We start from the raw sequence: 25,480 nt of genomic DNA on the forward strand, positions 1-25,480 counted from the left end.
AAAATGGGAAAACTACTGCTAATAGAAGACGATTTAGAAATGCAAGGCTTGATAAAAACCTATTTAGAACAAGCAAGGTTTGATGTATTGGCTACTGATTTGCCAAGCAAGGCAATGGAGTTAATGAAAGAAAATCAAGGAGGCATTGATTTGGTGATTTTAGATCTGACTTTGCCTGAAATGGATGGCTTTGATCTGTGTAAGAAAATTCGCGCCATTTCGCAAGTCCCCATTATTATTTCTACAGCAAGAGGAGATATTTATAATAAAATTCAAGGATTCGAAAAGGGGGCAGATGATTATCTCGCAAAACCTTATGAACCTGCAGAATTAATAGCTAGAATTAATGCAATGCTCAGGAGATTCAAGCCCAAGGAGATGGTTTTTGATAATTTGGTTATTAGTATTGAAAAAAGAGAGGCAAAACTCAATAATCAAGTCCTTGATCTAACTAATACAGAATTTGATATTTTAGTTTTTTTGATAGAAAATAGACTTCATCCAATCTCAAGAGAGGCAATCGCTAACACTATAAATGCAATTCATGAGGACAGCTTGTTAAGAAGTATCGATACTCACGTTAGAAACCTTAGAGTTAAGCTCAATGATAACGCCAAAGAGCCTAAATTTATTCAGTCTGTTTGGGGGATAGGGTATAAGTTTTGTTTATAACGAGCTTAAGGGTTAAATTCAGCATTTTTTTTGGAATGGCTTTTTTGTTTGTTATGGCATTATGGTACCAGAGTGACAAAATTATCACCGAAAAGCAAAATGAAAGGGCAAAAAACGAGACAATGCTTTTTATTCAAAGCATTTTACCTAATTATACGACTGGAAATATCAATGCTGTAACACTTGCTATGAAAAAATTTGGATACATTCGTTTGATTGCTATGCCAAGAAATTATAAAATCATTGATTCAAGAAATGATGATATGTTAGGAGTGAAAATTTTTAGAACAAAAACAACAATAGGTTTTAGTGTGAATTATTTTGGAGATAATTTTATCGTGGCTAAAGATATTGAATCAGATTTTTGGGAAGAAAATAGATTAAAGGTATTTTTCTTTCCCATTATGTTTATTTTAGGTGTTTTATATGTTATTTCTTTTACTCTGCTCAATCCTTTAAATAAGCTTGGATACGCGATTAAGGAGTTTGCAAAAGGAAAATATGATAGAGATTTGAAAACTAACAGGAAAGATGAAATTGGAGATTTGATTCGTGCATTTAACTTTATGGGCGAAAAGATTTTTAAAATGCTAAAAAGTAGAGAGCTTATTTTGAGGAACATTGGACATGAGCTCAAAACACCTTTGGCAAAAATGAAGCTTATTTTAGCACTGGAGAAAAACAAAACACAAGAGTTTAAAAAACTCGAGCGTTATGTCGGCGATATGCAAAAGATATCTGATAATATGCTAGAGTTTGAACGTGTTAATAGTGGAAACATCGTCATCACAAGTGAAGAATTTTTGAGCGAGACCCTGATATTTGAGGCATTATCAAGCTTTTTTGATGAAGAGAGTAATATTTCTGTAAATTTTGGTAAGAATTTTAGTATTTCTGGAGATTTGCGTCTTTTGTCGGTGGCATTAAAAAATCTTGTAGAAAATGGGCTGAAGTATAGTAAAGATGGTAGAGTGTATATTGAATCTATTGAAAATAGAATTATTGTGAAAAATAAAGGTGATAGGCTTGAACATGATATTAATTACTATTTAGAACCTTTTTGTAGAGATTCTTCACATAGTGCGGTGAGTGGTCATGGACTAGGACTTTCTATCGTGAGTGAGATTTTATTTTTGCATCACTATAGACTTGAATATAGTTATGAAAATGATTGCCATATATTCAGTTTGGAATTTTAGACCATCATTTTTTAATCAATAAAAGTTATAATTCAGTCTATTAGAAGAAAAAACATTGTAAAGTTAGGAAAATTATTATTATATCCCTTCTTGTATTAAGGAAAAAATTTGCGATTAGTAAATATTACTTTTAAAGACAAAGCACAGTTAGAGAGTGATTTAAGGCTCTATCAGATAGGATTAGACACTAAAGAAAAGTATTTTATACAAATCTTTGGTTCTTTGGGACGTGAAATTTCTGAATATTTGATTGACACACTTAATCAGTTACTTCCAGGATGTGAGATTCTAGTTGCTTCTAGTTCTCATCAGATCATGGATGCTAAGGTATCTAAGGATGATATCGTATTGGGAATTTCTTGCTTTTTGCACTCAACTATTAGAACAGCACATTTTTCAAGCGATGTTCCCGAAAAGAAGATGGCAGAAGAGCTTGTTTCTTCTTTTACATCTAATACAAAGCTTTTGATTGTTTTTATCGAGTATTTTAGTGTCTCTGGAGAAGAGTTTTTAAATGAAATATATCGTCTTGCTCCGCAAATCATAGTCTCTGGGGGTAAAGCAACAGGTAGTGGATCTAGGGGTGTTAGAACTCTTGTTGGGGATACAAAAGGTATTTATCTTAATGGAATTGTTTGTGCCGTGATTGATTCAGAGATTTTGAATGTTCAAAATAGCTATAGTTTTGGTTGGCGTCCTATAGGACTTGCTCTTGAGGTTACCAAATCTCATAAAAATGTCGTATATGAGATAAATCACACACCTATTAAGGAAATTTATAAGCGATATTTTGGAGATGATATTTTTAAAACAGTTGAACAAGATGGCTGGAATTTTCCTTTTGTATTTGAAAATACAGATGGAAACATGGTAGGTAGGGTTTTGGACAAAGTCCTAGATGATGGTGGTATTGCATTTTTGGGAAATATTCCTGAGGGCAGTAGAGTAAGTTTTTCTTTTGGGTTATTAGAAAATGTCAAAAGAGATCTTTTTGCTGAGAATGAAAAATGTCCGCGTAGAACCCAAGCTATCTATATGTATTCTTGTATTGGAAGGGTATTATTCTTAGGACTTGATGGAATTAATGATTTGTTGGATATTTCTAGTGACGCTGATGCAGTTTGTGGATTTTTTACCTATGGTGAGGTTTATCATTTTAATTCAGAAAATGCTATCTTGAATCTCACAAATACTCGAGTATTGCTTAGTGAAGATAAGTTTGATTTTAGACCTAGAGAAAGCTATTTAGAATTCAATCAGAATAAAGAATCAAGAATCTTAAATGCAATGACCCATTTACTTCAGGTTACTTCTAAAGAACTAGACGCCACAACCAAATCGCTCAAAAGTTATCGAGATATGGTAGATGAGGCAATCCATCATAATATTATCGATAGAGATCTTAATATTACTTATACTAATGAAAAAATGCGTAATATCACAGGTTATACAAAAGAGCAAATCATTGGAAAAAATGTTCTTGATGTTTTAAATGCTGAAATGAAAGATTATGTCCTTAATGAAGTCGTACCCACCCTTAGGAAAAAAGGTGTTTGGAGTGGTAAAATGAGCCATATTAAGGCAGATGGAAGCTTGTTTTATGTAAATACTATTATCAAGGCAGTTTTTGACAGCAATGGAGAAGTTTCTTCGTATATTGTAGGTGAGATTGATAGAACTGATGAGGAGCTCAATCAAAGACAGCTTGAAAAAGATATTAAATTTTTGCAGTATTCAGATGACGAAAAACGTTATCTATTGAAGCAGTATGAAGAACTTATTGATAGAAATCAAAGTCTTTTTAGATTAGATCTGAATCGAAATTTTACTTATGCGAACTCTACTTTTTTAAGCATCTCAGGTTTTAAACTAGCAGATATTATAGGTAAAAATATTTATGAGTTTTTAGATGATGAACAAAAACATCAGTTTATGCAAATTGGTAAAGCTCTCAATGAAAAAGGTGTCTATAAAGGTATCATTAGACATACTCGTTATGATGGCACTCATTTTTATGTTAATAGTGTTGGGGTTTATATTAAAGATCTTGATGGAAAACCTATTGAAATTATGGCAGTGGGAACAGATATTACCAAGATTGTCGAGTCGCAACAAGAAATAGAAAATGTTCAAAAAGATGTTATTATCGCGATGGGAACTATTTGTGAGGGTAAAAGTAGAGAAACGGGCAATCATATCAAAAGAGTAGCAAAATATTCTAGCCTTCTTGCAAAACTTTATGGATGCTCTCAAGAAGAACAATCTTTAATAGAGATTGCTTCTCCAATGCATGATATAGGGAAAATAGGTATTCCAGATGCTATTTTAAATAAGCCTGGAAAACTCACTCCAGAAGAATTTGAAGTGATGAAAACACATACTACATTAGGTTTTGAAATGCTTAAAGGTTCTAATCGTATCATTCTGGAAACTTCTGCACAGATTGCAAAAACTCATCATGAATGGTGGTCAGGAGGTGGATATCCATGCAATCTAAAGGGCGATGAAATACCTCTTTTTGGAAGAATCACAGCTGTGGCAGATGTTTTTGATGCTATTGGAAATGATAGATGTTACAAGAAGGCTTGGCCTCTTCCTGAGGTTATAGAACATATAAGAAGTCTCAAAGGCAAACAATTTCAACCTGAACTTGTAGATTTGTTTTTGGAACATATAGACGAGTTTTTGGTTATTAGCGAGAAATACAAGGATTAGATATATGAAGGTTTTTTTGCGTTTTTGGATCAAAAAAGAGGATAAGAATTTTTTGGGAAAAGGCAAAATTGAGTTACTTGAGCAGATCAAAGCAACGGGTTCTATATCAAAAGCAGCAAAAAAAATGAAAATGAGCTACAAGGCTGCTTGGGATGATATTGATAGTATGAATCATCTATCAGAAAATACTCTAGTACAGAGTGTTAGTGGTGGCAGAGGAGGTGGGGGAACTATTATCACTGCAGAAGCTGAGAGAGTGATTACGATTTTTAAAAGATTTGAAGCTTTGATGAATAAAATTGAGTCAAAACTAGGGGACTCTCAAAATTTTGATGAATTTGAGAAAAAATTATCTTATTTGGAGACCAACTTTCCTCTTTAGATCATCGTTATATATAAATATATATAATGTATAAAAAACAAGGAGTTTTGTGATGAAAAAGATAATTTTGTGTTCGATCTTAGTGCTAGGGATGTTGTTTGCAAAAGAGGCAAATATAGCAGCAGCTGCGAATTTACAATATGTTTTACAAGAGATTTCTAAAGAGTTTTTACTTACGCATAAAAACGATAAGCTTAACATTAGTTACTCTTCTTCAGGAAAGGCTTATGCCCAGATATCTCAATCAGCACCAGTTGATCTATTTGTTTCTGCAGATGAGGAGTTTCCACAAAAACTCTATATGGAAAAAAAAACTCTCGATAAACCACAAATTTATGCACAAGGTGTGCTGGTGTTATGGAGTGCGAATCCAAAAATAAAAATCCATACTTTAGAAGATTTAGATCAAAAAGATATTTTTCATATAGCTATTCCAAATCCAGAACTTGCACCCTATGGAAGGGCAGCAAAGGAAGTTTTACAAAAAACAAAACTTTATGATTTGGTAAAATCTAAACTCATCAATGCAAGTTCAATATCACAAGCTCATCAGTTTGTTTCTAGCGGAAATGCTGAGGTTGGATTTGGAGCGTTATCTTTGATAGATAAAAAAGATAAAAAAATAAGTTATATTATCGTGGATAAATCTTTTTATGCTCCTATAAATCAGGCCTTAGTATTGACAAACTATGGCAAAAATAACTCTTTAGCAAAGGAATTTAAGGAATTTATCTTAAGCACTAAGGCAAAAAAAATATTTCAGAAATATGGCTATATTGTAAATGAATAAAATCCCCTGCACTATTAGTGAGATTGTTTCTGATGAATATATAACATTGGTATTTATGCACTTTAAGGAGCATTGTTTTGTATCAATGCTCCTTAAAAATGATGGTCTTAAAATAGGGATGAAAGTAAATGCTGTTTTTAAAGAAAGTGAAGTGATGATTTGCGATTATTCTTATTCGAAAATCAGTGCTAGAAATCGATTTGTCTCAAGAGTGTTTAGTGTGGAAAAAACTGATACCATTGCACGTGTTGTCTTTGAGTTTGAAAGAGTAAAAATCTCTTCTTTGGTAACCATACAGGCCTGTGAAGATTTAGAAATCTCAGAAGGAAAGCTTTTTGGATGGTTTGTAAAGTCCTCAGAAGTGATGCTTGAATATGTTTGATGTGGAGTTTTGGCAAACAATTCGTTTGAGTCTTATGTTGGCTTTTTTTACAACATTGATTTTATTACCCATTGGAATTTTTGTAGGTAATTATCTTGCTTTTGGTAGGGGTATTTTGAAGATCGTTTTAGAAACTCTTACTTGGATGCCATTAGTATTACCCCCTACGGTTTTGGGATTTTATTTGCTTTTGGCTTTTTCTCCAAATCATTTTTTTGGGGCATTTTTGCAAGATAGATTTGGTATAAAATTGGTTTTTAGTTTTTATGGATTAATTATAGGGAGCGTGATTTTTTCTTTGCCATTTATGATAAATCCTATCAAAAATGCCTTATCTTCACTGCCTTTATCATTAAAAGAAGCGAGTTATACGCTTGGAAAGGGGAGATTTTACACACTCTTTTTTGTACTTTTACCAAATATTAAATCTAGCATTTTAATGGCGATGGTGACTACCTTTGCTCATACTATTGGAGAATTTGGGGTTGTGATGATGATAGGAGGGGATATTCCTGGTGTTACAAGGGTAGTGAGTATCGCTATTTATACTCAATCAGAAGCGACTAATTATGCTATTGCCAATCAATATGCCTTGTGTCTTTGTATTATTAGTTTTGTATTGCTCTTTTTGGTATTGTTTATTAACGCAAGATCAAACAATAAGGGCATTATATGATTGAGCTTCAAGTACAAAAACATCTTTATGGTGTCAAAGGAGAGTTTGTTTTAGAGCTTGACATAAGAGTTCCTATAGGTAGATTTGTATCTATTTTTGGAAAATCAGGTGCGGGTAAAAGCACTATTTTAAGAATGTTAAGCGGATTACAAAAACCAGATAGTGGAAGGATTATGCTTGGAAATAAAGTCTTTTTTGATTCTGAAAAAAATATCAATCTTCCCATTAAAGACAGGAAAGTGGGGTTTGTATTTCAAGACTACGCACTTTTTCCCCATCTGAATGTGTATAAAAATATTATTTTTGGCAACAATAAAGACAAAAATCGTATTGATGAAGTGATTTCTTTGATGGAATTAGAATCATTTTGTGATAAAAAAATATGCACCCTCTCTGGCGGTCAGGCTCAAAGAGTTGCTATAGCTAGAGCTTTTGTGAGTTCTCCAGAGGTTTTATTACTTGATGAACCTTTGAGTGCTTTGGATAGAGGGATGAAACACAAGATTCAAGAAGAACTCAAAAGTTTAAGTAAGCATTTTAATATCAGTAGTTTTTTTGTCAGTCACGATCTAGGGGAAGTTTTTAGGCTTTCAGATTATGTTATTTCCATCGAAGATGGCAAGATATTAAAATTTGGAACACCTCAAGAAGTATTTTTAAACCAAAAATATAGTGGCAAAATGCAAATAAACGGGGAAATCTTAAATATTACAAAAACAAATGTGGTTTGTATCGCAGATGTTCTTGTTGATCATTCTATTGTAAAAATAACTTTAGATCCGAGCGAAGCTAGGGAATTTAAGGTAGGTGATAGGGTTGTAATTATTGCTAAGGCATTCAACCCTTCTATGGTTTTATTATAAAATTGGCACGGCTTTTGCTTTAGCTAAGGAACATAATTTTTAAAAGGATGTTTTTATGACAAGAAGGTTATTTAATAATTCGGCTTTTTTAGCAGTAGCTGTAGGGTTGGCAGGATGCAATTCTATGATGAACCCCTCTTCGGATGATACAAGTCTGATACCTCCATCAGCGGTGTATCAGCCAGGTGGAATTCAAGCTCCTGTATATCCTCCAACAGGTTTTGCAAATCCTAATTTGAATGCAGGAAATAACATTGGTAGCAGACGTCCTGCTCCAGAGCCATTACCAGATACTAGATTTGATGATTCTAGTGACTCTATAGCAGCTCCAAAGAGTGATCCAATGATTCAAAACACTCCTGTGCTAACTCCGAGTAATGTAATTGAGCTAAGTGCAGTTGGAATGGGGGTGGCTCCAGAATCTACAATCTCTCCTTCACAAGCTTTGGCTTTGGCAAAACGAGCAGCGATTGTTGATGCTTATAGACAATTGGGTGAAAAAATGTATGGTATTCGTGTCAATGCTCAAGATACTGTTAGAGATATGGTGTTACAAAACTCCACAGTAAAAACAAAGGTTCAGGCTTTGATTCGAAATGCTGAAATCACAGAGACTGTTTATAAAGATGGTCTATGCCAAGTGAGTATGGAACTCAAACTTGATGGTAGAGTATGGTATCGTGCCTTAACAGGTGGTCGTGGTTAAAAATGTGCCTTCATAAAACATTCACAGGAAAACTTCCTCATATATTTTTGGGGATGTTTGCCTGTTTATTTCTAGTTTCCTGTGCGTCTTTGCAAAATTTTTTCTTGCCAAAAGACCCCGGTGAAACAACTTCCAAAAAATCTGAAAATATTCAAAAAGCTCCGCAATTCAAACTCGTATATATCAAAACAGCAATGTTTCGATTCTATGATTATGGGATTTTAGATATTGAACCCAAAGAAATTAAACTAGAACTTTTCAAGCTCGGCAAAAGCATAGGAAGCATTTCTGTAAAAAGAAAAGAAATCTGTTTTCTTAATGATTGTGCCCCAAAATGGCCAGCAGCGAAAAATTTCTTTGGCAAGGTGAGTTATGGAGATTTGTTTGATGATATTTTGTTATCAAAAGATATTTTTAATGGAATTGGCAAACAAATCATTGCTGGAGGGGGAATTGTGCAGAGGTTTCAAAAGAGTGGAGAGATTTTTTTCTATGAGCGAAAACCTGGACATACTCTTTTTAGAAACATGAGTACGGGAGTGACAATATCTATTGATGATTATGTTGATCCGAGCTTGGAATCTCAATAGTATTTTTTGATTTTGCGAAAGTTTTGACAATCTTTTTTTAAATTATTTGTATTTTTAGCAATCATTAGGTACAATAGAATATTTTAAGTTTGGTTGTATATTCAACTAATTGGACAGAGAATGACAAAAAAGATTTTGGGATTTTTGCTACTATCATCATCTTTTGCTTTTGCAAATGGATTTAAGATCCAAGAGCAGAGTCTTAATGGCACTGCACTCTCTTCTGCTTATGTCGCTGGAGCTAGAGGTGCAGATGCAAGTTATTACAACCCTGCAAATATGGGATTTACAAATGATTGGGGCGAAAATAAAAGTGAGTTCGAACTCGCCACTTCGCTCATTACCATACCTGGATTTAAGTTCAATGTACCTACAACCAATCAAGGTTTGTATTCTGAAACGAATTTGAAGTTTAATTCCACTATAGGTGGATTGATAAATAATCCCATCATTAAAGGGATATTGTCTTCTTTAGGCGATCTTGCAAAACCTATCAAGCTTTACCATACTTCGCCTGATCAGCAGGTAGTGCCTGGATCTACTGGAGATACGAATTTTATCCTTCCTAAGCTCTTTTATAAATCGCGCACTCATAATGGCTTTACCTTTGGGGCGAGTTTTATCGCTCCTTCGGGCTTAGCGATGAACTGGGTAGGTAAGGGGGGAGAGTTTCTCCAAGATGTATTTATTATGATGATAGAGTTCGCTCCTAGTGTGAGCTATACGATTGGGAATCGATTCTCTATAGGGTTCGCTCCTAGAATCCTTTACGCAATGGGAAGCTTTAATAATGTCGTGTATGTACCCCTAGATAAAAATAAAACCGGCATTTCGCTAGATCCTAGTCAAATAGCTAATCTCACTAATGATGAGGTCGCAGGACTGATACCTGAAAGTATAAAAAAACAAATAGGTCCTATTTTATCAAACTCTTTTGTTTCAACAATTGTGCCAAATCTTAAAATACCGGGTTGTACTGCTACAAATCCTATTGATTGTGTGAACTGGACATCTCTAATGAGCGGAGTTACCTCTGAAACCACCAATCTATTTGGTACTGCACAAGTGTATCAAAAATCTGATGGCAAGGCTCTTTCTGCAGGATATCGCGTAGCGGCTTCTTTGCGAGTGTTTGACAATGGAATGCTCTCTGTTGTGTATAACTCTCCAGTAAAATTCAATATGCAGGGAAATCTCTCTGCTACGACTTATATCGGCGGTGCCATAGGAGATGTGCTTACTACAGGAAATCTAAACATTGCTGTAACGATGCCTGAAATTTTAACCCTAGCTTACGCTCAAAACTTCTTTAAAAATCATCTACGTGTAGAAGGTGTGTATGAGCGAACCTTTTGGAGCAGGGGGAGCAAGTTTCTTGTAACACCTGACTTTGAAAATGCCACTTATAAAGGACTTAGTGGAATGGTGGCTAATACCAATGTTTTTAATAGCGACACACTCAAAGGAATGGTAGGACTTGCTGATTTTGCTGGAGTAATGAATATGGGTGCAGGATGGCGTGATACGAACACTTATCGATTAGGGGTTACTTATATGGGGAAATCTCTTCGCTTGATGGGTTCTTTGGCTTATGATGAAGCTCCAAGCCCGCAAGATAAAATTGGAATCCCAGATTCTGATGGATATATGGTGGGTGCAGGTGTGAAATACAATTTTAGAGGATTTGATTTGGGACTTGCCTATTCTGTAACTTTCAAGGATAATCGTAGAAGTATGTATCAATCTGATGGTTTAGGTCAGCTGAAAATTGCTACGATGAGTTTGGGTTACAGATGGTAGGAGAAAAAATGGGGCATATAATTGATGGGAAAAGCATTCTTATCACAGGAGGGACAGGAAGTTTTGGAAAGAAATTCGTTCAAACCATTCTAAAATTTCATAACCCTAAAAAAATTATTATCTATAGTCGTGATGAGCTTAAACAATATGAGATGGCACAGGTTTTTACAGATACAAGAATGCGTTATTTTATCGGTGATGTAAGAGATAAACATAGACTTCAAATAGCTCTTAGAGGAGTGGATATTTGTATTCATGCTGCAGCACTCAAGCATGTGCCTATCGCTGAATACAATCCGATGGAATGTATCAAAACTAATATTGAAGGTGCTAGTAATGTAATAGATGGATGCTTGGAAAATGGAGTGAGTTCTATTATTGCCCTAAGCACTGATAAAGCTGCCAATCCTATTAATCTCTATGGTGCGACAAAGCTTTGTAGCGATAAACTTTTTGTTACAGCTAATAATATCAAAGGGGCTCAGAATTCAAAATTTGGTGTTGTGCGATATGGTAATGTTGTAGGAAGTAGAGGAAGCGTGATACCCTTTTTCAAACATTTGATAAAAGAAGGTGCTAGAGAGATTCCTATTACCGATGAGCGTATGACACGTTTTTGGATCACTTTAGAAGATGGTGTAAAATTCGTGCTAGATTGCCTAGAGAGAATGCAGGGTGGAGAGATATTTGTGCCTAAGATCCCAAGTATGAAAATCACTGATTTGGCTCTTGCATTGGCTCCAAATATCCCTATGAAAGTGATTGGAATTAGACCTGGTGAAAAACTCCACGAAGTGATGATTCCAAAAGATGATTCACATTTGGCATTAGAATTTGACAATTTTTTTATTCTCACACCCACCATAAATTTTCAAACCCCCATTAATTATGCTAAAACATTGAAAAATGAGATAGGAAAAAGTGTTCAAGAAGGTTTTGAATACAGCAGTGATAAGAATGACAAATGGCTTAGTAAAGAAGAAATATTAAAAATGAGTGAGGTTGTTTCAGGATAAAATCTCAAGGAATGGGGTATTACAATGAAAGGTTTTGAAGCGATTATGCAGCAAATGGATTTGCTTAAAGACAAAAAGATATTATTGCTCGTTACGGGCTCAATCGCTGCTTACAAATCTATTGAACTCGCAAGTATGCTCAAAAAACTTGGAGCTTCTCTAAGAGTAGTGATGAGCGATGAGGCAAAAAAATTTATTTCACCACTTTCATTTGAAGCTATTATTCATACGCTAGTTTTGCACACTCAAAGTGAAGACTGGACACATCAGGACATAGAAATAGCTTGCAATCATATCTCTTATGCTACTTGGGCAGATGTGGCTATTTTGGCCCCTGCCACGGCCAATACCATCGCAAAAATAGCTTGTGGAGTGAGTGATAATCTTATTTTGAGCACATTACTAGCCTGTGATAAACCTAAGTTAATAGCTCCTGCAATGAACACAAAGATGTTTGAAGCTATTCAAACTCAAGATGCCATTCACAAACTTAAGGATTTGGGTTTTGAAATCATTGATCCTAGAGTTTCTATACTTGCTTGTGATACTTATGGAAAAGGTGCTATGGAAGAGATATTAGAGATTGTTTTTAGGATTCTTAGATCCATAGGACAGAACTCTTTTTGGAAGGATAAAGAAGTTATTATCACAGGAGGAGGGAGTATCGAAAGTATTGACTCTGTGAGATATATCTCAAATCATTCTAGCGGACTTCAGGCGAGTTATCTAGCTATTGCTCTTTATGTTTTAGGAGCTAGGGTGAGTCTTATTTCTTCGATTTTTCCTATTGAACTGCCTTCAAAAATAGAATGCTTAAAAGTAAAAACAGCAACTTCTTATCTACAAGCTATTGATGCTAAAACTCCTTCTAATGGACGAGCTTTTTTGTTTATGGCAGCTGCTATTAGCGACTATACTCCTTGTAATCCTTCGGATGCAAAACTAAAAAAAGACACAATAGGGGATTTTTGGGAGATACAATGTCAAAAAAATCTTGATATTCTCAAAGAAATCAACTCCCCAAATCTTTTTAAAATAGGCTTTAAGGCCGAATCTGACGAGAAAAATGCTATTTCTTGTGCAAAAAAACTTTTAAATTCTCCAGAGGATGGTGGCAAGGGCTGCGAAGTAGTGTGTTTGAATCTCATTGGAAAATATAATCCTTTTGGTTCTGAAGAGAATGAGATGATATTTTTCTCAAAAAATACAACTTATCATACGGGATTTAAAACCAAGCTCAATATCAGCTTTGAGATAGCTGATTTTGTTCAAAATCTCTTATGTTAGAACATGTCAAATCTCTAGCTCAACTTTCAAAAGTTGGCACGGAGATTAAAAATATTACCGAATTCAACGCCACATTGCCTATATTGCTCAAGGTACTTTCAAAAGCAAAAAATGGAGAATTTTTGCTAAAAATGGGCAATACGACCATTACCACCAAAAGTCAAAAAGAACTCCTTGTGGGTCAGAAATACTGGGCAAATATGTCCAAAAGCTCCGTAGGGGCGATTATTCTCTCAAACCTTGTGCGTCCCCCTAAAATGCTCGAAATGATAGAAAAAAGTCCTTTGAAATTTAGCATTCAAGATTTAGATAAAATCTTTAAAGAATCTAAGTTGGAGAGTTTTGGAGAATATAAAGATTTTTTATTAGATAAGTTGCTTTTAGCTCAAAATAGATCAGAATTCTTAAATCTAGGTAATTTACTTCTTTCGCTTCATAATGAGGTGGTTTCTCTAGTGATTTCTGATGAACATAAAGATGGGCTTGTGCAAGTGAAAAAAAGTAAGAACAAAAAGCAAAGTTTGGAATTTTATGCTCTCTATCCGCATTTGGGAGCACTTAATGGCAGGGTTTATTTGCTAGAAGATGGGGTTGGGCTAGAAATATGGGTGTTATATGAGAGTGTGAAAAAAATCCTAGAAGCAAATAAAGATAAGCTCAAAGGTTTTCAATCCATTGCAATTTATCAAGAAAAAGATATAAGGCCTTTATTTGAGTTTGAAGAAGGAGTTTTGGATATTAGGGCGTGAAGCTTTGGTATAATGGGTTTTTAAAATTTATAAATATGGGGCATTGATGCAGTTTGAAAAACAAGAATATCAACAAGATTGTATTGATAATATTATCAGTCTTTTAAAGGATTTTGATTTTAAAAAACACGATGCAGTTAATTTGAAAAAATGCTTTGAAGATTTTTATAATTCTACTGAAGGCAAAAATACACCGTTTAAAAATCTAAATTTTGATTTGAATGTTGATGTTTTGATGGAGACAGGTACCGGGAAGACTTTTACCTATCTAAATCTAATTTTTGAACTCAATAAGGTTTATAGACAAAATAAATTTATTATTTTTGTCCCTCGCAAGGCTATTTTAGAATCTGTAAAGCAAAATATCAAGCTCACAAAAGATTATTTTTATATGCAATATGCCAAACATTTGAAAACCTATTATTACAATGATTCTAAAAGTTTATCAAATATTATCAATCATTATATTAAGAATACTGACGAGTTTTCAGTGTTAGTATTGACCAATAGCTCTATTGATAAAGGTAAAAAAAATCTCTTAAACCAGCAGAATGAATCGCTTTTTAGCGATAGGAGTATTCTTCAAGAAATCATTTCTCTTAATCCTATCTCTATTATTGATGAACCACATTTGCTAAAGGGGGAGAAATTTTATAACGCATTTAAAGAATTGAAAACACTTTATTTTCGTTTTGGTGCAACTTTTCCAAAAGAGGAAAAGCATAAACTTAGTAATCTTGTTTATACTTTGGATTCTATTAGTGCATTCAATACATTTCTTGTCAAGCAAATCTATGTTCATACTCTTTGTGCTGAAAATCAAATCCCATCTTTAATTAATATGGATTCTAAGAATAAAAAAGGAACATTTTCTTATTTTCTTGATGGCATTGAGTATAAAAAAGATGTTTTTTATGGAGAAGATTTGGGAGTCAGGCTTCATTACCCAGCTTTTAATGGCGTTGAATTGCTAAAGATCACATCTAAAGATGGTGCGATTTTGAGTAATCAAACAAACATTCCTTTATCCAAAAATAGCTATAGACTTAATGAATATCAAATTAGAGAACTCATCTCTTTGAGTATTGATTTGCATTTTAAAAAAGAACAAATGCTTTTTAAAAAAAATATCAAGGCCTTGTCGTTATTTTTTATTCCCGATATTGAATCTTTTCGCGGAGAGAATCCATTTATCAAAAATGAATTTGAACGCATTTATAAACAAAAAAGGATGGAGATATTAAAGAAAAATTTATCACTGAGCTATCGTGAATATTTGCAAAGAGATTTTGATGATAAGGGTGATTTGCGTGTTCATCAGGGTTATTTTAGTGGTGATATAAAAGGCAATAATGAAGAAAAAGAAGCACAAGGCGTTCGTTTGATTTTGGAAGAAAAAGAAAAATTATTGAACTTAAATGAACCTTTGAGATTTATTTTTAGCGTGTGGGCGTTGCAAGAAGGTTGGGATAATCCAAATATTTTCACTCTCACAAAACTCGCAAGTTCAAGTTCTGAAATATCAGCTCATCAGCAGATCGGTCGTGGTCTGAGATTGTGTGTAAATAACGAAGGTAGAAGAGTTTCGCATAATTACTTAGAGTATCAAACAGATATGTTTTATAATATTAATCATCTTGATGTCCTTGTGAGTGGTGAGGAAAAGGGGTTTATTGAAGGACTCCAAAAAGAGATTCAAGATTCTAGCTTTGAATTCAAAAAGGATTTTTTAGATTCAGATACGCTTAAACAACTTGGATTAAATGAACGTCAAGTTAGCAAAATTTTAACAAGATTGGAAGATTTAAAAGTGATTGTGTTTGATGAAAATACTAATAGTTATAATATCATCGCTCCCATTTATGATTTTATAGCTCAAGATCCCCAATTAAAAGAGCTTTTAGGTGATAGAATGGATAATATCTTAGAAGTCTTTAAGCCAAATGAGAATAAATATTCTCAAACTAATAATGCTAATAAAAAGAAACTAGAAATCCCCATAAAATCAAATCTTGCTAAGGAGTTCAAAAAACTCTGGGACGCTATCAATGCTAAGGCTAAAATTAAGTATGAAAATATTCAGATGGAAGATTTGATTAAAAGCATTGCATTAGCATTCAATCAAACTCAAATTCCAAAAGAACATATGTTGGTAGAAAGCAAATATTATGATTCTCAAAAGAATAAAATCATTACAAAAGAACAAAAAATTCTTTCGCAAAATAATACCCACCAAGATCAAAAATCTTTTATCACTCAAAATCTTTTAGAATTTGCCAAAAAAGAAAATCTGCCTCTAAGTTTTATGATAAAACTTTACAATTCACTTGATACTAGTCATTTTATAAATAATCCCAAAGAGGCTTTTAAAACCCTAAAGACCATTATCAAAGAAGAAATACATAAAAGTATTCTTCATTGCGTTTCTTATCATTTTGAAACAGAAACAAAAATCAGCAATGATGATTTGCTTTTTGATAAAAATGGAGAACCTAGAAGCAGTATTGAATCCACAAAATTGGGCAAGTTTGTGGATGGAGAAGTAAAACCTCAAGATCATTATTTGTATGAAACCTGTGTTTATGATAGTAATATCGAAAAAGAGGTTATCACAAAAGATACTGTAAAAATAGGGTTTGAAGACACAAAAAAGCAGATAAAAGTGTTTGCCAAGCTTCCAAAGTTTTCTATCCCCACACCATATAAGGAATATTATCCTGATTTTGCCTACCTGATAGAAGATACAAAGGGAAGCAAAATCTTTTTTGTTTGTGAAACCAAAGGCTATGATAGCTTGAATGATATTTCAATTCAAGAAAAATATAAGATTGACTACGCTAGGAAATTTTTCGAAGATATAGATAAGCATTTGAAAGATATAAGGGTTGTTTTTGAGCCAAGAATCAACAAACAAAATTTGATTGATGTAATAGCACAAGCATTGCAAAGGAGAGATAATGATAGACAAAGATAAAATCAAAGAACAAAATATAAAAATAATAGATACCACAGAATCTATAAATCCATTTTTTGAACATCTCAAAAAGAATTTTCCAGATGTTATAGATTCAGACAATCAAGTGAGCTTTAAGAAAATCGCTACATTACTAGGTATGAACGAAAATAGCAATATGCAGGGCTATGAACTTACTTTTCCGGGCAAGGGACTTGCAAATGCGATGTATTCTACACCTATTTCAAAAGAACTAAGGTTTGAGGTAACTCAAAGTAAATTCACGCCCCCCCCCCCCCAGAATGTAGGTGCTAAAGAAAATATTGCTGAAACTAAAAACACCATTATCAGAGGAGATAATTTAGATGTTCTTAAGCTTTTAAAGTCTGCTTATAGTGATAAGATCAAGATGATTTATATCGATCCTCCTTATAATACAAAAAATGAGGATTTTATTTATCCAGATAATTTTAGAGAGGATTATAAAAAAATACTAATAGAGACAGGACTGTTAAGCTTTAGCGAAGATGGTGAAGAGATTTCTAGTGATACATTGAAATTTTTCAGAAATATCACAGGCACTAGAAGTCATAGCGGGTGGCTCTCTTTTATGCTCCCTAGACTCAAACTCGCAAGGGATTTGCTTCGTGAAGATGGAGTGATATTTATTTCCATCGATGATAACGAACAGGCAAATCTCAAATTACTCTGCGATGAGATTTTTGGCGAGGAGAATTTTGTCGGAGATTTTATTTGGCATAACAAATATACAACCTCAAATGATACAGATGTTTCATATCAACACGAACATATTCTTTGTTATTCAAAACAAAGAGAAATTTTTTCTATAGGGTTATTGCCACGAACATATAAACAGGACAAAGATTATAAAAATAGAGATAATGACCCTAAAGGATTATGGAAGGCAACACCAATTCACGCCAGAAGTGGAAGTGTAAAATCTATTTATAAAATTATTTTTCCAAATGGTATTGAGTGGGAGGCTCCTTCAGGTAGATATCCTAGATATTCGAAAGAAAAACTTTTAGAGCTTTACAATAAGAATGAACTTTATTTTAATTCTAATGGTGGAGTTGATAAAAAAACATATTTAAGTGAAGTCAGACAAGGTGTTACTTGTGGAACAGTATGGAGCTATGAAGAAGTCGGTCATTCTCATGGTAATAATGAAGAGTTATCAGAGATTCTCAAAAAGGGACTTTTTAGCGATCCAAAAGGAACAAAACTATTAAGGAAGATACTTCAAATCTCTACAAGTCCAAACGACATTATTCTCGATTTCTTCGCTGGATCTGGCACAACTGCACAGGCAGTGATGGAGCTTAATGCTGAAGATGGAGGGAATCGGGAGTTTATTTTGGTTCAAATTGATCAAGAAATTGATAAGGATAAAAATAAAAATTCCTATGATTTTTGCAAAAATGAACTAGGTTCTCAAGTCCCTGTTATCAGTGATATTACCATAGAGCGGGTGAATCGTGCAGGAGAGAAGATAAAAAATACTTTTAAGCAAGATCTGACAAAAAGCAATCAAGATTTAGACATCGGCTATAAAGTCTATAGCCTTTGTGATAAACCAAGCATTATTAGCGATGAAATGGGAGGCTTCAAGCTTATTTCTAGCCGAGACAAACTGAGTTCTTTTGATATAGCTAGAAATCTAGCTTTAAATAGTGGCAAAATTCTAAGTCTTCCTTTGGAAGAGATTATTAAAGACAAGCTTTATTTTTGCGAGGATTGCTATTATCTTTTGGCTATAGATGAGCAGGTGAAGACTAAATTAGAAACCATCAAAGATTTTGAAATTTATATTGATGGCTATAGTGATATTGATTTGGAGAATTTTTTGAATTTAGGTGTTGTCAATAAAGATCAAATAAATGTGATATATTGATAAAAAAGGTTAAATGAAAGGATTCAATACTCTTACAACAGATATTTTTGTTTATAGTTGAGACTTTCTTATTTTTCTTTGAATTTCTATGCCCAAATAATGCAAAATTAAATGAATTTTCAGTATATTTTTGTCTTTAATATTTTGGAAGCAAAAAGGGCGTAAGAATGGGCAATTTTTCAAAACTTGGTTTTATTTTAGCAACTTTAGGGAGTTCGATAGGATTAGGTCATATATGGAGATTTCCTTATATGGCAGGAGTGAGTGGAGGCGGGGGATTTGTGCTCTTGTTTTTATTTCTCTCTTTGAGTATTGGTATTTCTATGTTGGTTGGCGAAATGCTCATCGGATATACTACCAATAAAAATACCACAGAAGCCTTCAAAGAACTTGATCCAAGTCCAAAAAAAAGATGGGGTTATGCAGGTATTACACTTATTGGCGGTCCTTTTATATTGACTTTTTATTCCATAGTTCTAGGATGGGTAGCGTATTATTTGTTTGTTGTGAGCTTCAATCTTCCAACAGATGTTGGAGCTTCAGAAGCGGAATTTAACTATTTGCTCACTCAATCCATTTTGCCACAAATTTTGGGTTTTACTGCTGTATTAGGTATCACTGGATGGGTAGTTTCCAAGGGAATCAAAAATGGCATAGAAAAGCTAAATTTTGTTTTGATGCCACTTTTATTTATTATTTTTATCGGTCTATTGATTTATGCAATGACTATGCCATCTTTTTCAAAGGCATTTGATTTTATGTTTGCATTCAAGCTCAAAGACATCACACCAAATGTTCTTGTTGCCTCACTTGGACAGGTATTTTTCTCACTTAGTTTAGGCGTAGGCATTATCATCACCTATTCAGCCTCTGCTTCAGAAAAGCAAAATCTTCTTAAAAGTGCTTTTTGGGTAGTGATACCTGGAATTTTGATTTCTTTGATTGCAGGATTGATGATATTTACTTTTGTTTTTGAATATGGGGCGAAGGTTTCTGAAGGTGCTGGTCTTGTATTTGTTTCTTTGCCTTTGATTTTTGGTCAAATGGGGATTGTGGGCAATGTTATTTCTGTTTTGTTTTTGGTAGCGTTGGGGTTTGCCGGGATTACTTCTACGATTTCTCTTTTAGAGCCATCAGTGAAATATATTATCGATAGATTTGCTTTGAGTCGTTTTGTTGCTACCTGGATCATCGCTTTAGCTATTTATATCGTGGGTATTGTAATGATATTTTCACTGAATGTAGATTATAAAAATGATTTGACATTTTTTGGAAAAAGTCTTTTTGATTGGGCGGATTTTTCTTCTTCAGCTATTGTGATGCCGCTAGGTGGATTTTTGTCAGTTATTTTTGTGGGCTGGATTGTAGGAAAACAGAGGGTTTATGAATTTAGCAAACATTTTTTATCCAAAAAGATGTTTGAAGTATGGTTTTTTATATTACGTTATATTGCCCCATTGGTGGTTATTGTGATATGGGTTGCTAAATTCATAGAATTATTCTCATAAGGATTACTTTTGGCTAATTTTTCAAAATTTGGATTTATTTTAGCGACTCTAGGTAGTTCTATTGGATTAGGACACATATGGAGATTTCCCTATATGACTGGGAGTAATGGTGGAAGTGCCTTTGTGGTGCTTTATTTGTTTTTGACCCTCACCATTGGTATTTCGATGCTCTTATCAGATATGATTATAGGCAATAGAGGCAGGAAAAATATGGTTTCTTGCTTTGAGGGTTTGTATAAAAAAAATCTATTTATCAAGTTTAGCGGAGTATTTCTTTTAGGTGGTCCTATTATTATGTCTTTTTACTCAGTCGTACTTGGTTGGGTGTTGTATTATTTATTTGTAGTGAGTTTTGATCTCCCTAAAACTCTTTTGCAATCTCAACAGATGTTTTTAGAACTTAAAGAAAGTAGCATTTATTGGCAATTTTTGGGTTTTAGTTTTTGTTTGATTTTGACTTCTTGGATTGTTTGTTTTGGTATCAAAAAAGGCATAGAAAAGCTAAATTTTGTTTTGATGCCACTTTTATTTATTATTTTTATCGGTCTATTGATTTATGCAATGAGTATGCCTTCTTTTGATCAAGCATTTAGGTTTATGTTTGATTTTGCACCTCAAAAAATTACCCTGAAGGTTGTTATAGAATCTTTAGGTCAAGTATTTTTTTCGCTTAGTTTAGGGGTGGGGACTATTATTACTTATGCAGCATTCACTCACAAGAGTGAAAATTTGCTTAAAAGCTCTCTTTGGGTAGTGATACCTGGAATTTTGATTTCTTTGATTGCGGGATTGATGATATTTACTTTTATTTTTGAATATGGTGGGAGTGCACAGCAAGGAGATGGTTTAGTATTTATCTCTCTTCCTTTAGTGTTTGGACAGATGGGGCTTAGTGGTGAAGTTATTTCGATTTTATTTTTGATTGCTTTAATGTTTGCTGGTATCACTTCGACAGTTTCACTATTAGAGCCTTCTGTAGTTTATTTGATAGAAAGATTTCAAATCAGACGTTTTTTTGCTACTTTTATTGTGAGCGTTTGTGTATTTATACTTGGAGTTTTGATTATATTTTCCTTGAATGTAGATTATGCACAAACACTCACTTTTTTGAATAAAAATATTTTTATGTGGGCAGATTTTCTAACTTCTTCGGTTCTCATGCCTTTGGGAGGATTATTTTCTATCGTTTTTGTTGGGTATGTTGTAGGGAGAAAAAAAGCATATGAATACACTAAACACTTTTTGCCCCGCAAAATGTTTGGAGTATGGTTTTTCTTGGTACGCTATGTGATACCGTTAGTGATTGTTATCATTTTAGTTTCGCAAATTCTGCATTCTTTTTGAGTGAATATTACTTTGATTTTGCTACATTTAGGGCTGCTGGAGCTTGAGTGGTAGGCATTAGTTCTATGCGATTAATATTGACATGATTGGGTAGGCTAGTGCACCAAAATACTGCTTCAGCTACATCTTCAGGTAATAAGGGTGTGGTGTTTTCATAAACTTGTTTTGCCTTTGTCTTATCACCGCGAAATCGAACTATTGAAAATTCGCTTCCGCCACATAGACCGGGTTCTATGTTGGTAACACGGATATTTTTATCATATAAATCTGCACGAAGGTTGAGACTGAATTGTTTTACAAATGCCTTTGTTCCACCATACACATTTCCACCAGGATAGGGATAACTCCCTGCAATTGATCCTATGTTGATTATATGACCTTTTTTGCGTTCAACCATTTTTGGGAGTAGTAGATGAGTGAGTTTTATTAGGGCTGTAATATTGGTATTTATCATCATTTCCCAATCTTCAATATTTGCCTTATCTGCAGATTCTAATCCAAGAGCGAGGCCAGCATTATTTATAAGTACATCAATATTTCTAAATCCTTCAGGTAGATTTTTTAAATCATTTTTGATTTTTTCTACATTATTAACATCACAAGCAATAAACTGATAATTTTCTCCAAGTTCATTTTGAAGTTTTTGAAGTTTTTCTTCTCTTCTGGCTAGAGCAATAACTTTATGTCCTTCTTTGATAAATCTTTTGGAAATAGCTTCTCCAAACCCCGCAGAAGCTCCTGTGATAAAAATGATCATTTGTTATCCTTTGATTGTTTTACTGATCTAGTATATAACAAAAACTAAAGAAATCGTAAATGCAAAAATTTAATATTGCTCTTATTTGGATTTGGAGATACAGATCAAACTTTAGCTTTAAAAAGTGCGATTAATATGGCAAAATTTGCATTAATGAAATACTTATATAAATACCTATGAATAGTTACTTTAAGCAATATGGACAGCTTTTTTTCCTGCATGTTTAGAACTATCAAGGATTTTTATTTTTGATTCTTTTAGTAAGATGCTTATAAGTGTCTTGAAACTTTTTTTGCTCATTTGGCAGGTTTTTTGTATTTCTTCAGGAGGAGAATCAAAATCAAGCTCTAAAATTTTGTGTTCAGCGATAATCTTTAATAGACGGATTTTATCTTCACTTTTATCCCCGATCGGTTTTAAGGATAAATCAACTTTACCATCAGATCTTATTTTTGAAATATAAGCAATATTTTTTTCTCCTATTTGCACAGGTGAAAAGATTTGATTTTTATATAAAAGCCCATAATATTCTTCATTTACTACACAACCTATACCAAGAGGGGTTTTTTCAAATGGTAGAATTTCTACTTTCACATAAGGAATATTGAACTTATAGGGCTTGAGATGCTCTTTGATGCCAAGTCTAGCAATCAATCTCCCTTGTTTATCTAACGTAATTCTAACAGCAACAAATTCGCCTATTTTAAAACGTTTTGGAGCTTTTGTTGGCATAAAAATATCTTTGTCAATTCCTATATCTAAGAAACAACCTTTTTCCTCTATGGAGATGATTTTTAGGGTAAGGATTTCATCTACGACTCCATAAGGTTTTTGTGTTGTGGCAACAGGTCTATCAAGCGAATCAGTATATAGAAATACTTCAATAAAATCTCCGATTTTCAAATCCTGCGAGACAAATTTATTAGGAAGCAAGACCTCCTCCTCAAAAGAATCCTTTAGATAAGCTCCATTATCGCTAAAACGAGAGATTTGAAGTTTTTGAATTTTTCCTGGTTGCATTCTATTCCTTGTGAATTTCAGAGTGTTATTGTAGCAGAGATTGATCTTTGGGTTTATAAAAATATAATAAAATTACGCTTTTGGAGAATAAATGAGAAGTATTCAAAACTACCTTCAACAAGCAAAACATTCAAGCAAGAGCGTTTTGTATGTAGTCGCTTTTTTACCTTGCTTTATTCTGCCATTTTCTCCACTTTTGTCTTATTTTTCTGCAATGTTTATGCTATTGCTTTTTACACGTTTTAATGATTATATTATATTATATATACTGGGTTTTAACATCGCTGTTTCAGGAAGCTTGATATGGGCATCAAGGGTTTATTTTGATAGTGATGCGGATGATTTTTTACGCTATTTTGATACATATAAAGAAATTTTCTCAGGGCATTATGGGGCATTTTTTTCTTATGGTGGGGGATTTGAAATTGGATTCCCATCATTTTATCTACTCTTAAATACGATTTTTGGTCGCTTGTATCCTAGTGAAATTTTATTTTTTACTATTCTTGTTCCAAGTCTTTTGATGGTGGTATGGGTGATTAAATATGGTATTTTTTCTTTGAATGTTTCTCACAGAGCATTGTGTTTATTTTTTGTCTTTTTGTTTTTTAATTTTTATGCTCCTAGTGAGTGGAGCAGACAGAGTTTTGCGTGTGTTTTTATACTTTTTGCATTTTCGCAACAAAAATATCATTGGAAATTCTTTTTTTTGCTCATTGCTTGTTTGTTTCATCTTACATCTCTTCCTATATTTTTTATTTTAGAATTTTTGAAGCATCGACCTAAACTAACTTTGAGTCTTGTTGTTTTAGGATCATTGAGTTTTGTTTTTTCTTTTGAATTTATTTTGATGGCATATAAGATTGGAATTATTCCCCATATTGGCATACTTGAGAAATTAAATTTCTATAGCATTTATCAAGAAAGAGGGATTTTTATGAATCTCAATCTTTCTTTTATGTTTGTATTATTTTGTATGGGGCTATTGTTTTCTGTGAGGATATGGAATGATGAAATGAAAAAATATTGGGTGTATTTTTATATCGTCTTTCTATGGTGTTATATTGTGTTTCTTCCATTTTCGTATGCTTCTAATAGATTGACTTTGATATTTAATTCATTTTTATTAGGCTATATGTTTTTTGTTTGTATTAGAAATTTTTCTATTTTAGCTTATGGTGTAGGGTTTTTGTTGCTTTTAGGAAAATTTGCTTATTGGATTTTTGATCCTGCTTCTAAGCTTTGGTTTTCTTATCCTTATTATGGAAATTTTCTGTATTATTTTAGTTTTTGAAAGGGGTTTTATGAAAGAGAATAATGAGTCTAAAGAGATACTTTATTTGTTTATGAGGAATTACAAGATAGTGTTGGTTGTTTTTATCATTGTTATGGCTTTAGGTGTAGGGTTTATCAAATATGAGGATGTTCAGAATGCAAAAAAATCCAATTTCAAAGAAACGACAGATCATTATTTGTTTTCTATTCAGTCAAAAAATCTTACCAATCCTATGAGCGATACTAAAGCTTTGTTATCTAATCGTGCTATTACGCAAAATCTAAATCTCCTGAAGCAAAATATTAAATCTACAAATTTAGATCCTAAAGCCATAGAGTCTATCCAAAATATGGATGTCACTATACCCCCATCTCCTCAAAGTCCAGATATTTTTTGGATTAATATCCAAGCACCTGATAAACCTACGGCTCAAAAATATGCAGATATGATTGTGTGGTATGTTCAGAATTCTCCTCAAGCCAATAGTGTAAAAAACTACCTTAAAGAGATTTATGATGATTATTATAAAAATAACTCTAAAGCAAGTAATTTTGGATTTTTGCAATCTCAAATTCAAGAGATTTTAAAAAATGGCGTGATTATTTCAAGTGAGTTGAGTAAAAAATATAATAGTGATATTGAGGATATGGTCGTATGGACAAATGTTTCCTCTCAGCTCACACAGGGTAAAATGTGGGTTTTTTTGGTTGTCTCTGCATTGATGATATCAATCTTTAGTGCTTTTGTAGCGGACTTTTTTAGAAATTTTAGATCAAGAAATTGATGATGGGGGGGGGGGGGGCAGATGCTATTATATAAAAACCTTGTATTTTATCAATAAAAGACTAGATGTGAAGATTTAAAAAAATATGGAATCATT

At 33.3% G+C, this 25,480-nt stretch carries 22 protein-coding genes; 20 read left to right on the top strand and 2 right to left on the bottom strand.

Translation table 11 applies throughout. The features are described from left to right. Nucleotides 1-3: 3 nt before the first annotated feature. From Q5I06_RS04260 to Q5I06_RS04345, 18 genes are all read left to right on the top strand, one after another. Nucleotides 4-672: a response regulator transcription factor gene (locus tag Q5I06_RS04260; protein WP_305516862.1), complete on the top strand. Its 669-nt coding sequence runs from the start codon at nt 4-6 to the stop codon at nt 670-672. Next, entirely contained in the window at nt 663-1,871 is a 1,209-nt protein-coding gene (locus Q5I06_RS04265) for an ArsS family sensor histidine kinase (RefSeq protein WP_305516861.1), read from the top strand. Before Q5I06_RS04260 ends, Q5I06_RS04265 begins: the two co-directional genes overlap by 10 nt. A gap of 108 nt (nt 1,872-1,979) precedes the next feature. Then, nucleotides 1,980-4,586, top strand: coding sequence for a PAS domain S-box protein (locus Q5I06_RS04270; RefSeq protein ID WP_305516860.1), 2,607 nt, complete (start codon nt 1,980-1,982; stop codon nt 4,584-4,586). 4 nt (nt 4,587-4,590) lie between these two features. After that, nucleotides 4,591-4,968: a winged helix-turn-helix domain-containing protein gene (locus tag Q5I06_RS04275; protein ID WP_305516859.1), complete on the top strand. Its 378-nt coding sequence runs from the start codon at nt 4,591-4,593 to the stop codon at nt 4,966-4,968. Between the two features lie 52 nt (nt 4,969-5,020). Then, nucleotides 5,021-5,758: a molybdate ABC transporter substrate-binding protein gene (gene modA, locus Q5I06_RS04280; RefSeq protein WP_305516858.1), complete on the top strand. Its 738-nt coding sequence runs from the start codon at nt 5,021-5,023 to the stop codon at nt 5,756-5,758. Beyond that, on the top strand, nt 5,751-6,140 hold the full coding sequence (locus Q5I06_RS04285) for a hypothetical protein (RefSeq protein ID WP_305516857.1): 390 nt from the start codon (nt 5,751-5,753) through the stop codon (nt 6,138-6,140). The genes modA and Q5I06_RS04285 overlap by 8 nt, the downstream gene beginning before the upstream one ends. Continuing rightward, nucleotides 6,133-6,816 (top strand): molybdate ABC transporter permease subunit, encoded by a 684-nt coding sequence (gene modB, locus Q5I06_RS04290; protein ID WP_305516896.1) that lies wholly within the window; start codon nt 6,133-6,135, stop codon nt 6,814-6,816. The genes Q5I06_RS04285 and modB overlap by 8 nt, the downstream gene beginning before the upstream one ends. Beyond that, nucleotides 6,813-7,679 (top strand): ATP-binding cassette domain-containing protein, encoded by an 867-nt coding sequence (locus tag Q5I06_RS04295; protein WP_305516856.1) that lies wholly within the window; start codon nt 6,813-6,815, stop codon nt 7,677-7,679. Before modB ends, Q5I06_RS04295 begins: the two co-directional genes overlap by 4 nt. Nucleotides 7,680-7,734: 55 nt before the next feature. Continuing rightward, the gene (locus tag Q5I06_RS04300) at nt 7,735-8,385 is read left to right on the top strand and encodes an LPP20 family lipoprotein (RefSeq protein ID WP_305516855.1); all 651 of its coding nucleotides are present in this window, start codon (nt 7,735-7,737) and stop codon (nt 8,383-8,385) included. A gap of 2 nt (nt 8,386-8,387) precedes the next feature. After that, complete coding sequence (locus tag Q5I06_RS04305; protein ID WP_305516854.1) at nt 8,388-8,975, top strand: HP0838 family lipoprotein; 588 nt, start codon at nt 8,388-8,390, stop codon at nt 8,973-8,975. 120 nt (nt 8,976-9,095) lie between these two features. Next, nucleotides 9,096-10,775 carry an OmpP1/FadL family transporter gene (locus Q5I06_RS04310; RefSeq protein ID WP_305516853.1) on the top strand — a complete coding sequence of 560 codons (1,680 nt, stop codon included), beginning with the start codon at nt 9,096-9,098 and terminating at the stop codon, nt 10,773-10,775. Between the two features lie 17 nt (nt 10,776-10,792). Then, nucleotides 10,793-11,791: a UDP-N-acetylglucosamine 4,6-dehydratase (inverting) gene (gene pseB / locus Q5I06_RS04315; RefSeq protein ID WP_305516895.1), complete on the top strand. Its 999-nt coding sequence runs from the start codon at nt 10,793-10,795 to the stop codon at nt 11,789-11,791. A gap of 24 nt (nt 11,792-11,815) precedes the next feature. Further along, nucleotides 11,816-13,078, top strand: coding sequence for a bifunctional phosphopantothenoylcysteine decarboxylase/phosphopantothenate--cysteine ligase CoaBC (gene coaBC, locus Q5I06_RS04320; protein ID WP_305516852.1), 1,263 nt, complete (start codon nt 11,816-11,818; stop codon nt 13,076-13,078). Beyond that, nucleotides 13,072-13,827 carry a hypothetical protein gene (locus Q5I06_RS04325; RefSeq protein WP_305516851.1) on the top strand — a complete coding sequence of 252 codons (756 nt, stop codon included), beginning with the start codon at nt 13,072-13,074 and terminating at the stop codon, nt 13,825-13,827. The genes coaBC and Q5I06_RS04325 overlap by 7 nt, the downstream gene beginning before the upstream one ends. Nucleotides 13,828-13,873: 46 nt before the next feature. Beyond that, nucleotides 13,874-16,801 (top strand): restriction endonuclease, encoded by a 2,928-nt coding sequence (locus Q5I06_RS04330; protein WP_305516850.1) that lies wholly within the window; start codon nt 13,874-13,876, stop codon nt 16,799-16,801. Next, nucleotides 16,785-18,695, top strand: a complete 1,911-nt coding sequence (locus Q5I06_RS04335; protein WP_305516849.1) for a site-specific DNA-methyltransferase — start codon at nt 16,785-16,787, stop codon at nt 18,693-18,695. The genes Q5I06_RS04330 and Q5I06_RS04335 overlap by 17 nt, the downstream gene beginning before the upstream one ends. A 167-nt stretch (nt 18,696-18,862) precedes the next feature. After that, complete coding sequence (locus tag Q5I06_RS04340) at nt 18,863-20,203, top strand: sodium-dependent transporter (RefSeq protein ID WP_305516848.1); 1,341 nt, start codon at nt 18,863-18,865, stop codon at nt 20,201-20,203. Between the two features lie 9 nt (nt 20,204-20,212). Further along, nucleotides 20,213-21,547 carry a sodium-dependent transporter gene (locus tag Q5I06_RS04345; protein ID WP_305516847.1) on the top strand — a complete coding sequence of 445 codons (1,335 nt, stop codon included), beginning with the start codon at nt 20,213-20,215 and terminating at the stop codon, nt 21,545-21,547. A 7-nt stretch (nt 21,548-21,554) separates the two neighbouring features. Here the strand turns inward: Q5I06_RS04345 and Q5I06_RS04350 are convergent, their stop codons facing one another. Together Q5I06_RS04350 and Q5I06_RS04355 are read right to left on the bottom strand one after the other, a co-directional pair. Further along, the gene (locus Q5I06_RS04350) at nt 21,555-22,304 is read right to left on the bottom strand and encodes an SDR family oxidoreductase (protein WP_305516846.1); all 750 of its coding nucleotides are present in this window, start codon (nt 22,302-22,304) and stop codon (nt 21,555-21,557) included. A gap of 189 nt (nt 22,305-22,493) precedes the next feature. Beyond that, entirely contained in the window at nt 22,494-23,324 is an 831-nt protein-coding gene (locus Q5I06_RS04355; RefSeq protein ID WP_305516845.1) for a CvfB family protein, read from the bottom strand. A gap of 91 nt (nt 23,325-23,415) precedes the next feature. Between Q5I06_RS04355 and Q5I06_RS04360 the strand changes: the two genes are divergently transcribed. Both Q5I06_RS04360 and Q5I06_RS04365 read left to right on the top strand, forming a co-directional pair. Further along, complete coding sequence (locus tag Q5I06_RS04360) at nt 23,416-24,618, top strand: EpsG family protein (RefSeq protein ID WP_305516844.1); 1,203 nt, start codon at nt 23,416-23,418, stop codon at nt 24,616-24,618. A 10-nt stretch (nt 24,619-24,628) separates the two neighbouring features. Beyond that, nucleotides 24,629-25,384: a GumC domain-containing protein gene (locus Q5I06_RS04365; protein WP_305516843.1), complete on the top strand. Its 756-nt coding sequence runs from the start codon at nt 24,629-24,631 to the stop codon at nt 25,382-25,384. Nucleotides 25,385-25,480: the final 96 nt, after the last annotated feature.

The organism is Helicobacter cappadocius (genome assembly GCF_030688855.1).
In the GTDB taxonomy this organism is placed as follows: Bacteria; Campylobacterota; Campylobacteria; order Campylobacterales; family Helicobacteraceae; genus Helicobacter_J; species Helicobacter_J cappadocius.

Bases quoted from the DNA above. Each gene is read 5' to 3' on its own strand.
- Q5I06_RS04260 (WP_305516862.1), top strand. From the start codon at position 4: ATGGGAAAACTACTGCTAATAGAAGACGATTTAGAAATGCAAGGCTTG.
- Q5I06_RS04275 (WP_305516859.1), top strand. From the start codon at position 4,591: ATGAAGGTTTTTTTGCGTTTTTGGATCAAAAAAGAGGATAAGAATTTT.
- modA (WP_305516858.1), top strand. From the start codon at position 5,021: ATGAAAAAGATAATTTTGTGTTCGATCTTAGTGCTAGGGATGTTGTTT.
- Q5I06_RS04285 (WP_305516857.1), top strand. From the start codon at position 5,751: ATGAATAAAATCCCCTGCACTATTAGTGAGATTGTTTCTGATGAATAT.
- modB (WP_305516896.1), top strand. From the start codon at position 6,133: ATGTTTGATGTGGAGTTTTGGCAAACAATTCGTTTGAGTCTTATGTTG.
- Q5I06_RS04295 (WP_305516856.1), top strand. From the start codon at position 6,813: ATGATTGAGCTTCAAGTACAAAAACATCTTTATGGTGTCAAAGGAGAG.
- Q5I06_RS04300 (WP_305516855.1), top strand. From the start codon at position 7,735: ATGACAAGAAGGTTATTTAATAATTCGGCTTTTTTAGCAGTAGCTGTA.
- Q5I06_RS04305 (WP_305516854.1), top strand. From the start codon at position 8,388: ATGTGCCTTCATAAAACATTCACAGGAAAACTTCCTCATATATTTTTG.
- Q5I06_RS04310 (WP_305516853.1), top strand. From the start codon at position 9,096: ATGACAAAAAAGATTTTGGGATTTTTGCTACTATCATCATCTTTTGCT.
- coaBC (WP_305516852.1), top strand. From the start codon at position 11,816: ATGAAAGGTTTTGAAGCGATTATGCAGCAAATGGATTTGCTTAAAGAC.
- Q5I06_RS04325 (WP_305516851.1), top strand. From the start codon at position 13,072: ATGTTAGAACATGTCAAATCTCTAGCTCAACTTTCAAAAGTTGGCACG.
- Q5I06_RS04330 (WP_305516850.1), top strand. From the start codon at position 13,874: ATGCAGTTTGAAAAACAAGAATATCAACAAGATTGTATTGATAATATT.
- Q5I06_RS04335 (WP_305516849.1), top strand. From the start codon at position 16,785: ATGATAGACAAAGATAAAATCAAAGAACAAAATATAAAAATAATAGAT.
- Q5I06_RS04340 (WP_305516848.1), top strand. From the start codon at position 18,863: ATGGGCAATTTTTCAAAACTTGGTTTTATTTTAGCAACTTTAGGGAGT.
- Q5I06_RS04350 (WP_305516846.1), bottom strand. From the start codon at position 22,304: ATGATCATTTTTATCACAGGAGCTTCTGCGGGGTTTGGAGAAGCTATT.
- Q5I06_RS04355 (WP_305516845.1), bottom strand. From the start codon at position 23,324: ATGCAACCAGGAAAAATTCAAAAACTTCAAATCTCTCGTTTTAGCGAT.
- Q5I06_RS04360 (WP_305516844.1), top strand. From the start codon at position 23,416: ATGAGAAGTATTCAAAACTACCTTCAACAAGCAAAACATTCAAGCAAG.
- Q5I06_RS04365 (WP_305516843.1), top strand. From the start codon at position 24,629: ATGAAAGAGAATAATGAGTCTAAAGAGATACTTTATTTGTTTATGAGG.